8 protein-coding genes are annotated in these 10,419 nt (G+C 59.7%); 1 reads left to right on the top strand and 7 read right to left on the bottom strand.

Annotated features, from left to right (window positions below):
- Positions 1–11 precede the first annotated feature (11 nt).
- The 7 genes from ACR0DL_RS16085 to ACR0DL_RS16055 all read right to left on the bottom strand — a co-directional run bounded on the left by ACR0DL_RS16085 (position 12) and on the right by ACR0DL_RS16055 (position 8,311).
- Complete coding sequence (locus ACR0DL_RS16085; protein WP_480690155.1) at positions 12–1,142, bottom strand: ABC transporter substrate-binding protein; 1,131 nt, start codon at positions 1,140–1,142, stop codon at positions 12–14.
- 110 nt (positions 1,143–1,252) lie between these two features.
- Positions 1,253–2,884: an AMP-binding protein gene (locus tag ACR0DL_RS16080; RefSeq protein ID WP_480690153.1), complete on the bottom strand. Its 1,632-nt coding sequence runs from the start codon at positions 2,882–2,884 to the stop codon at positions 1,253–1,255.
- Positions 2,884–4,035 (bottom strand): acyl-CoA dehydrogenase family protein, encoded by a 1,152-nt coding sequence (locus ACR0DL_RS16075; protein ID WP_480690151.1) that lies wholly within the window; start codon positions 4,033–4,035, stop codon positions 2,884–2,886. The genes ACR0DL_RS16080 and ACR0DL_RS16075 overlap by 1 nt, the downstream gene beginning before the upstream one ends.
- Positions 4,035–4,835: an enoyl-CoA hydratase family protein gene (locus tag ACR0DL_RS16070; RefSeq protein ID WP_170362121.1), complete on the bottom strand. Its 801-nt coding sequence runs from the start codon at positions 4,833–4,835 to the stop codon at positions 4,035–4,037. Before ACR0DL_RS16070 ends, ACR0DL_RS16075 begins: the two co-directional genes overlap by 1 nt.
- Positions 4,825–5,292: a MarR family winged helix-turn-helix transcriptional regulator gene (locus tag ACR0DL_RS16065; protein WP_170350925.1), complete on the bottom strand. Its 468-nt coding sequence runs from the start codon at positions 5,290–5,292 to the stop codon at positions 4,825–4,827. The genes ACR0DL_RS16070 and ACR0DL_RS16065 overlap by 11 nt, the downstream gene beginning before the upstream one ends.
- A complete protein-coding gene (locus ACR0DL_RS16060; RefSeq protein WP_480690149.1) occupies positions 5,289–6,020 on the bottom strand; it encodes an SDR family NAD(P)-dependent oxidoreductase in 732 nt (243 codons plus the stop codon). Before ACR0DL_RS16060 ends, ACR0DL_RS16065 begins: the two co-directional genes overlap by 4 nt.
- Entirely contained in the window at positions 6,017–8,311 is a 2,295-nt protein-coding gene (locus ACR0DL_RS16055; RefSeq protein ID WP_480690191.1) for a bifunctional salicylyl-CoA 5-hydroxylase/oxidoreductase, read from the bottom strand. Before ACR0DL_RS16055 ends, ACR0DL_RS16060 begins: the two co-directional genes overlap by 4 nt.
- Positions 8,312–8,452: 141 nt before the next feature.
- On the opposite strand from ACR0DL_RS16055, the gene ACR0DL_RS16050 reads away from it, so the two are divergent.
- Positions 8,453–10,405: a 3-hydroxyacyl-CoA dehydrogenase NAD-binding domain-containing protein gene (locus ACR0DL_RS16050; protein WP_480690147.1), complete on the top strand. Its 1,953-nt coding sequence runs from the start codon at positions 8,453–8,455 to the stop codon at positions 10,403–10,405.
- The last annotated feature ends 14 nt before the right edge of the window (positions 10,406–10,419 follow it).

Raw genomic sequence — 10,419 nt, 5'->3', positions numbered from 1 at the left:
CAGAGGGTCAGTTACATTTTGCACTCGGCCGCATAAGCGTCAGAGTGGTTTTCCAGCGCAACGCCGAGGATCTTGTTGGTGAATACATCACCTTCCTTGATGACTTCACGCGCATAGATGGTCTGAACCGGATGATGGTTCGGGCCAAAGCTGAAATCACCGCGGGTGCTGTCGAACTCGGCCGCTCGCAATGCCTCTCGGAAGGCATCTGCATCTGAAGGATCGGCCTTGTTCAGCGCCGACAGCAACAGGTTGGCGGTGTCAAACCCTTGACTTGCGTAGAGCGAAGGCAGACGTCCGTATTCCGCCTGAAAGCTTTCCACAAACGCCGCATTGGTCGGGTTGTCGATATCCTTGTTCCACTGGGAGGTGTTCACCACACCCATTGCCGCATCACCAACTGCCTGCAGGATGCCCTGATCAAAGCTGAAGGCCGGACCGACCACGGGCAGGTCGATCCCACTGTCGGCATATTGCTTGAGGAAGGAAATCCCCATACCGCCTGGCAGGAAGAAGAACACGCTATCCGCTTCGCTGGCCCGGATCTGAGCAATCTCGGCGGCATAGTCGGTCTGTCCCAGTTCGGTATAAATTTCACCGGCCAGATCACCTTCGAAGAACCGTTTGTAGCCTGTCAGAGCATCCACACCAGCCGGATAGTTTGGGGCCAAGATAAAGCTGTTCTTGTAGCCCGCACCATTGGCATAGGCCCCGGCGGCCTCGTGCAGGTTGTCGTTCTGCCAGGCGACGTTGAAATAGTTCTGATGGCAACCTTTCCCGGCCAAGGGAGACGGGCCCGCATTGGGCGACAGATAGAATACGTTCTGGTTCACCGCCGCAGGCACAACCGCCATGGCAAGGTTGGACCAGATGATACCGGTCATCACATCGACCCGTTCGGATTGGATCATCTTGTCCGACAACTGCACGGCGATGTCGGGCTTGCGCTGGTCGTCTTCGATTACAACCTCAATATCGTCGCGGCCCGATTGCGCGATGGCCAGCATGAACCCGTCCCGCACATCGATGCCCAACCCGGCCCCGCCGCCAGACAGCGTGGTGATCATCCCGACCTTGACCTCGGCCACCGCACCGGTGGCGCACAGCGCGGAAACCGCAGCGGCCGCTAGAAACTTTTTCATCTTCATCTCCCTTCGTTGGTCTTTCGAACGCGCCTTTTGCCAATCTTCCCCGCGTTCAGCCTATGCCCCTGACAGGGCGTTCTTTTTTGTTATGCCGCTATTCACACCGATCACGCCCCGTTCGTCGAGGGGGATTTCAACCTGAAGCGCTGAATTTTTCCCGTCGCAGTCTTTGGCAACGCGTCGCAGAACCGGATCGAGCGTGGGTACTTGTAGGGCGCGATTACGGATTTGACATGAGTTTGCAGCGCCTCGCGCAGGCTATCCTCTGCCACAGCACCTTCGGTCAGCACGACATGCGCCTCGACAATTTCGCCCCGATCCGGGTCTGGGGCGCCTATCACTGCGCATTCCAGCACGGCCTCGTGCGCCAGCAGCGCGGCTTCGACCTCGGGGCCTGCGATATTGTACCCGGCCGAGACGATCATATCGTCATTGCGTGCCGCGAAATGGAAATAGCCGCCCTCGTCCTGATAGAAACTGTCGCCGGTGATGTTCCAGCCGTCGTGAACATAATCCTTTTGACGATCATCATTCAGATATCGGCAGCCGGTCGGGCCTCGCACCGCCAATCGGCCAATGTCGCCCGTTTTGGCCTCAGTCCCGTCGCGGTTCAAAACCTTCGCTTCGTACCCTTTGACCGGCCTTCCGGTGCAAGCGGGCCGGTGATCGTCGAACCGGTTTGAGATGAAGATATGCAGCAATTCCGTGGCCCCGATGCCATCGAGCATCGGCTTGCCTGTACGTGCAATCCAGTCGTCATAGACGGGTTTGGGCAACGTCTCGCCCGCCGAAACGGCAGCGCGCAGGCTGGACAGATCGGCCCCGTCCTCCATCGCTTGCAACATGACCCGATAGGCGGTTGGAGCTGTGAAACAGACGGTGGCTTTATACTTCTCGATGATCTCGATCATACCGGAGGGAGAGGCTTGTTCCAGCAAGGTCGCCGTTGCCCCAAATCGCAGTGGAAACACCGCCAGTCCACCCAGCCCGAAAGTGAATGCCAGTGGAGGGGACCCGACAAAGACGTCCTCAGGCTGCACGTTCAGAACCTCGCGCGCATAGCCATCGGCGATGATCATCAGATCGCGGTGAAAGTGCATCGTGGCCTTGGGCTCTCCGGTCGAACCTGAGGTGAATCCCAGAAGGGCAACGTCATCGCGACCCGTTTGCACGCATTCGAACTGAACCGGTTTTTCCAGCGCCAGACGATCAAGTTCGGCATCGTGGTTTGAGGTGCCGTCGAACCCCACGACGCGCTCTAGGAACCGGCTGTCCTGTGCGCAGGTTTCCATTTCCTCCATCAAACGCGTATCGCAGAGGGCGAACTGGATCTCGGCCTTGTCCACATGTTTGGTCAACTCTCCCGCCCGCAGCATGGGCATAGTGTTGACAACCACGGCCCCAGCTTTGGTCGCGGCCAGCCAGCAGGCCACCATGGCCGGGTTATTCGCCGACCGGATCAACACCCGGTTACCGGGCTGTACCCCCAGATCTTCGACCAGCACGTGCGCCAGACGATTGGTCCAGTCGGTCAGCTCTTTATAGGTCCGCTGCCGCCCATTTCCGATCAGGGCGATGTTGTCTCCAAACCCCTTGTCCACCATCGCATCGGTTAGCTCATACGCCGCATTCAGAAGGTCGGGATAGTCGAACCCGTCCAACAGAAAATCTGGCCGCTGCTCCTCGGACGGCAAGCTATCGCGGCTGAACGTATCGATATGCGCGGACGGTCCCAACATCACTTCCCCTCCCTATGAGCGGCCATTGCCTGACGGGCGATGACCACTTTCTGAACGTCCGAGGCACCCTCGTAGATGCGCAACGCCCGGATTTCACGGTACAGCGCCTCGACCGGCATGCCTGATCGGACACCGTCACCGCCGAACAGCTGTACCGCCTTGTCGATGACCTGCTGCGCGTGGTCGGTGGCAAAAAGCTTGGCCATTGCGGCCTCACGTGTGATCCGTGGTGCCCCACTGTCTTTGGTCCAAGCGGCGCGGTAGACCAGCAGCGCCGCCGCATCGACGTCCAGCGCCATATCGGCGATGTGCCCCTGCACCATCTGCAGATCGAACAGCGGCGCGCCTTGCACATGACGGGCGCTGACCCGCGTCAACGCCTCATCCAACGCGCACCGGGCGAACCCCAAGGCCGCTGCCGCCACGGTCGAGCGGAACACATCCAGCACTGACATGGCGATCTTGAACCCGGCACCGGGCGCGCCGATCATCGCCGACGCTGGGATACGCGTATCAGAAAACCGCAGTGTCGCCAGCGGATGCGGAGCGATGGTGTGCAGCTGTTCGGCAACCTCAAACCCCGGCAAGTCGGGTGTTACCACAAAGGCAGACAATCCCTTAGCACCCGGCGCCTCGCCCGTGCGGGCGAACAGGGTGTAGACATCGGCAATGCCCCCGTTCGATATCCAAGTCTTTTCGCCGTTCAGAACATAGTGATCACCATCACATGTCGCGGTCATGGCAGAATTCGCCACATCGGATCCTGACTGTGGCTCGGTCAGCGCAAAGGCTGAAATCGCCTGCCCGCTGCGCGTTTTTGGCAACCATTCGGCCTTTTGCTGGGGTGAGCCGAACAGGGAAATCGCACCGGTGCCAAGGCCCTGCATGGCAAAGGAAAAATCGGCTAACCCATCATACCGGGCAAGGATTTCCCGGGTCAGACACAAAGTCCGCACATCCAACTGGCCGTCTTCATCCGCAGTTGGCTGCAGCAGCCCCGCCGCACCCAAGTCGCGCACCAGCGCGCGGCAGGCGGCATCCGTGTCCGCGTGGTCGACCTTTAGCTCCTGCACGACCTCTTCGACTCGCGCGGCCCAGCTGCGGTGGCGTGGCTCGAAAAATGGCCATGACAGGAAGCTGCGATCTGCCATCAATCCCCCTCGAACTCTGGTTTTTCTTTGGCGACAAAGGCGTTGTAGGCACGCTCAAAATCGCCGGACTGCATGCAGATGGCCTGCGCTTGTGCCTCGGCTTCGATGGCCTGTTCGATCGACATGGACCATTCCTGCGCCAACATGGTTTTGGTCATCATATGCGCGAAGTTCGGTCCCGCAGAGATACGCCGGGCCATGTTCTGCGCCGCGCCCTCAAGCTGATCCGCCTCGACCACGCTGTTGTAGAACCCCCAGCCAAGCCCCTCCTCGGCGCTCATAGACCGCCCGGTATAGAGCAGCTCTGCCGCCCGCCCCTGCCCGATGATACGGGGCAAGATGGCACAGGCTCCCATGTCACAACCAGCCAGCCCAACCCGTGTGAACAGAAAGGCGCATTTCGCCTGTGGTGTGGCGATACGCAGATCGGATGCCATGGCGATGATCGCTCCAGCCCCAACGCAGATACCGTCCACCGCCGCAATCACCGGCTTGCCGCAATTCACCATCGCCTTGACCAGATCTCCGGTCATGCGGGTAAAGGCCAACAACTCTTTCATATTCATGCGGGTCAGCGGGCCGATGATGTCATGCACATCGCCACCCGAGCTGAAATTGCCACCATTCGACGCAAAGACCACGGCGTCCACATCATCGACATAGACCAGATCGCGAAACCAGTCGCGCAACTCGGCATAGCTGTCGAAGGTCAGCGGGTTTTTCCGCTCAGGCCGGTCCAAGCTGACCGTGGCAACGCGGTCTTGCACCTCACACTGGAAATGTTTGACGTCACGGATCATTAGGCTCCTCCGGCAGGCTGAATTCAGTGGTGAGCGTCCTTGCATCCTCGGCCGAGAATTGACCCAGCATATCGGCGATCCATGCCTCATGCGCGGCGGCCTGGCGGGCGAATTCCGCGCGGCCCTTTTGGGTCATACACACACGATGGGCGCGGCGGTCTCCAGGCACCGGCACCCGCACCAGCAGGCCATCGTCAGCCAGCCGGTCCACGATCCCGGTCACGTTGCCATTGGAGACGCGCAGCACGCCCGAAATCTCGCTCATTTTCAGGCCGCCCTCAAAGCGCGAGAGCGCTGCCATCACGTCGAACCGGGGCAAGGTCGTGTCGAACTCGGCCCGGAAATTCTCACGCAGTTTGGCCTCGATACCTCGGGTGGTTTTCAACAGACGCAACCACAGGCGTAGCCGTTCTTTCGAGGCATCCTCAAGCGGGGGGTGTGCAAGGGTCGGGGTCATATTTCACCTCCCGAAAGGCTGAGCATGTGTCCGTTCACGGATTTCGCAGCGTCCGAGCACAGCCATTTCACTGCGCTGGCGACCTCATCCGTTTCGATAAACCGGCGTTGGGGGTTGCCCCGGTGAAGCGAGGCGGCGGCGTCCTCTGCGCTCATCCCCGTTTTTTCGACGATGGTTTCGATCGAACGTTCCAGCATCGGCGTGTCTACAAAACCGGGGCACACGGCGTTGACGGTGATCCCGGTCGGGGCCAGTTCAACTGCCAGCGAGCGGGTCAGGCCGATAACCCCGTGTTTCGCGGCGCAATAACCAGAGACGTAAGGATAGCCTTTCAATCCCGCTGTCGAGGCGATGGCGACCAGACGCCCGGCGCCCGCCCTCTGCATGTCTGCCAGCCCGGCCTGCCAGACGTTGAACACACCGATCAAGTTGACCTCGGTCATGCCGCGCAGGTCATCCGCCGTCATTTTGGCAAACGGCACCGAATGCGCCGCGCCTGCATTGGCGATGACCGCCGTGACCGGGCCGCGTTGGGCGCGGGCGGACTCGAAAGCGGCCTGTACTTGCACCGTGTCGGTCACATCGCAGACTTCGAAAGGTAGCCTCTGCTGCTGCAAGGTGACCTCGGTCCGACCCAAAAGAGTGATCGCCACGCCATCCTCTGCAAACGTCTTCGCAATCGCTGCACCGACCCCGGTGCCACCGCCTGATATGACCACATGACTCATACCTTACCTGCCATTTCCGCGTCGCGGTCGGCCAGACGCCAGGCCTGATCGCGCCCAGCCTCATAGGGTTTTGGCCAGATCTCCTGCCTGTCGCCCAGCGCCGTGGCTGCGTGCAAGGTCCAATAGGGGTCGTTCAGATGCGGTCTGGCCAGACAGACCAGATCAGCGCGCCCGGCCATCAAGATCGAATTGACGTGGTCGGCCTCGTAGATGTTGCCAACTGCCATTGTCTTGATGCCACGTTCATTGCGGATACGGTCCGAGAATGGGGTCTGGAACATCCGCCCATAAATCGGCTGCGCCTGTGTCGAGGTCTGGCCTGCGGACACATCCACGATATCCACCCCCGCCGCATCGAACATCGCCGCGATCTCAACGGCCTCTTCCGGTGTGATGCCGTTTTCACCCGCCCAGTCACTGGCCGATATACGCACTGCCATCGGCTTGGCCTCGGGCCAGACCGCGCGCATGGCCGCGAACACCTCAAGCGGGTAACGCATGCGGTTTTCCAAACTGCCGCCATAGTCGTCGTCTCGTGTATTTGAAAGCGGAGAGATGAAGGACGAGATCAGATACCCATGCGCCGCGTGGAGTTCTATCATGTCGAACCCGGCGCGATCAGCCATTTGGGCGGCTGCTGCGAACTCAGCCATGACGCGATCCATATCCCACCGATCCATCGCTTTGGGTGTGGCGTTGTCGTCTGACCACGCAATGGCCGAGGCGGAGATCAGGGGCCAGTTGCTTTCCTCCAACGGCTGATCCATGCCCTCCCAACCGATGCGCGTCGATCCCTTGCGCCCTGCATGACCGATCTGGCAGCAAATCTTGGCGTCGGTCTCGGTGTGGACGAAATCGGTCAGGCGGCGCCATGCCGCCTCATGCTCGGGCGCATACAGACCGGGACAACCTGGCGAGATGCGACCATCGGCACTGACACAAGTCATCTCGGTATAGACCAGCCCTGCCCCGCCCTTGGCGCGCTCGCCATAGTGGATCAGATGCCAGTCGGTCGGGCAGCCATCCACGGCCTTGTACTGTGCCATGGGTGAGACCACGATCCGGTTCTTCAACTCCATCCCACGCAGACGGAATGGCGCAAACATGGGCGCGCGGGCGGGAGCGTTGATCCCGACCCCCGCTTGCGCCATGAACCAGGCCTCGGCCCGGCCCAGCCACCCGGCATCGCGTTCGCGCAGGTTTTCATGGCTGATCCGTTGCGACCGGGTCAGCATGGAATAGTTCAGCTGCACGGAATCCAGATCCAGATAGCGTTCAACATCCTCGAACCACTCAACCGAGTTCCGCGCCGCCGATTGCAGTCGCAGTACTTCGAGCCGCCGTTCGTCTTCATAACGGGCAAAGGCAGCCTCAAGCGTGTCTTCGCTGTGGATATACTCGGCCAGCGCAATCGCGCTTTCCAACGCCAATTTGGTTCCCGACCCGATCGAGAAATGCGCCGTAGCCGCAGCATCCCCCAGCAAAACGACGTTGTCGTGGCTCCATTTCTCACACAGCACGCGCGGAAACCGCAGCCAGGCTGAGCCACGGATATGGTTGGCATTGGTCATCAGAGCATGCCCGCCCAGATGATCCTTGAAGATGTCTTGGCAAACGGCAATCGAGTCCTGCTGGCTCATCTTGTCAAAGCCATAGGCATCGAATGTCTCTTGTGTGCATTCGACAATGAAAGTCGCGGTGTCTGGATCGAATTGATAGGCATGGGCCCAAACCCAGCCCTTATCGGTCTTCTCGAAGATAAAGGTAAATGCGTCGTCGAATTTCTGGTGCGTTCCCAGCCACACAAACTGACACAGGCGCTGGTCGATATCCGGTTTGAACACTTCTGAAAACTCGGCGCGGGTTTTCGAATTCAACCCGTCCGACGCAATGACGACGTCATAGTTGGCCATATAGTCCAAGGCGGATGCAGCCTCGGTTTCGAACCGCATCTTCACATCCAATTCGCGGGCGCGGGCCTGCAGGATCAGCAACAGCTGCTTGCGCCCGATGCCGCAGAACCCATGCCCGCCAGACACAGTGCGCTGGCCTTTGTGAACCAGCGCCACATCGTCCCAATAGGCAAACTGTTCCCGAATTCTCTCAGCGCTGATCGGATCGTTGACCGCCAGATTGTCCAACGTTTCATCGGACAGAACGACGCCCCAGCCAAAGGTGTCATCGGGTCGGTTGCGCTCGATCACCTCAATCTCGGCCGCCGGATTTCGAAGCTTCATCGAAATCCCGAAATAAAGACCCGCCGGTCCGCCGCCAAGGCAAGCAATGCGCATCGCTAAACTTCCCTTCATCCGTCTGAATACCTTAAACGCTAGACCGAGTCGCTTATCCCTTCAAGCTAAAATATTTTATGCTTGAAGTTTTTTTGCGGGAAGTTACGCTTTCAATTATTCTCCAAAACGTCGGGTGGCCGGATGGTGGTGCGTGTCGAAACAAAGGACGATTTGGCGGTTGTGACGATCGACAACCCGCCTGTGAACGCGGCCAGTCAGGCAGTGCGCGCGGGGCTGTTGGCAGCCATTGCTGAGACCGAAGCGAACACCTCTGCCAAGGCCGTCATACTGTGCGCTGAAGGTCGGACATTCACTGCTGGTGCGGATGTACGCGAGTTTGACAAGTCGCCAATGGAACCCCACCTGCCGGACGTCATCCAGGCGATTGAAGACACAATAAAGCCCTGGGTCGCGGCACTGCACGGTTCTGTCCTTGGCGGTGGACTTGAGATCGCGCTTGGGTGCAGTCACCGCGTGGCGCTGCGCAGTACCAGGTTTGGCCTGCCCGAGGTAACGCTGGGCCTGATCCCTGGCGCGGGCGGCACCGTTCGACTACCGCGCCTGATCGACCCGCTTGAGGCGCTGAACATGGTGACCAGCGGTAAACCGATCTCTGCTACGACGGCGCTGAACCTAGGTCTGATTGACGATATCGCCGACGGTGACCTGATGGCCTGTGCCAGTACGCTGGCCCGGTCGGCCGCAAACGCTCGGCCTAGAACTGCATTGCGGCACCGGAACGCCAAACCAGTTACGGACCCAACAGCTTGGGACGCGGCAAAGGCCCGCGTCATCTCAAAAGCGCGCGGCGCACATGCGCCTGTCGCAGCAGCAAGGGCAGTGCAAACCGCGCTCGATCTGCCCGCGGATCAAGCTCTGGTTCAAGAGCGTGAGACGTTTTTGACCCTGAAATCCGACCCGCAAAGCGCGGCCTTGCGATACATCTTCTTTGCTGAAAGATCAGCGTCAAAACTGTCCGAACTGAAGGACATGGAACCCCATCCGCTCACAAGCATCGGCGTGATTGGTGGGGGCACCATGGGGGCCGGGATCGCCGCCGCCTGCCTGCTGGCAGGGCTGTCAGTGACCTTGGCTGAACGGGACGAAGCTACCCGTGCAGCCGGGCAAGGTCGCATCACAGCCATCCTAGACAACAGCAGAAAGCGCGGCCTGATTGACCAAGGCAAGCAGGAGGCTCTGACCGCCGCTTTATCAACCACGACCACATTCAAGGCTCTGACCGAAACCGATCTGATCATCGAGGCTGTATTCGAGGACATGGAGCTGAAAGCGCAGGTTTTTCAGGAGCTTGATAAACATATCCGGCGCGACGCCATTCTAGCCAGCAACACGTCTTATCTGAATATCAGCGCCATGGCCGCCCAAACCAGACACCCCGAACGTGTGATCGGCCTGCACTTTTTCTCACCCGCCCACATCATGAAACTGGTTGAGGTCATCATCCCAGACAGTGCCGCCCTATCCGTTGTGGCCACAGGGTTGGCACTGTCGCGTAAGCTTGGAAAGATCGCCGTGCCCGCCGGTGTATGTGACGGGTTTATCGGCAACCGCATCATGTCTGCCTATCGACGTGAATGCGAATACATAGTCGAAGACGGTGCCCTTCCATGGGACGTTGATCAGGCGATGCGCGATTTTGGTTTTCCCATGGGCGTGTTTGAGATGCAGGACCTTGCGGGCCTCGACATCAGATGGGCCAAGCGCAAAAGCCGAGCCGCGACCCGCGACCCCGCCCAGCGCTATGTTCACATTGCCGACAAGCTGTGTGAGGCGGGACGTTTCGGGCGCAAGGCTAGCCAAGGTTGGTACGATTACGCGGACGACAAAGCGACCCCATCGCAATGGGTGGAAAACCTTGTTCTCGCGGAATCCGCGCGCAAAAAGATCGCGCGCACTCCGATATCCGACACCGAGATCATCCAGCGCATTCTGTCCACTATGCACACCGAGGCGCAGGCTCTTTTGGCGGAAGGCATAGCACGCCGCCCCGAGGATATCGACGTGGTCATGGTCAACGGTTATGGGTTTCCACGCTGGCGCGGCGGCCCGATGTTCCTGAAACACCACCCTTAGGTGGATTAAACACC

The organism is Ruegeria sp. BB5, assembly GCF_056539405.1.
Note: the sequence above shows the minus strand (reverse complement) of the source record. Positions and strands in the feature narration are given on the sequence as shown.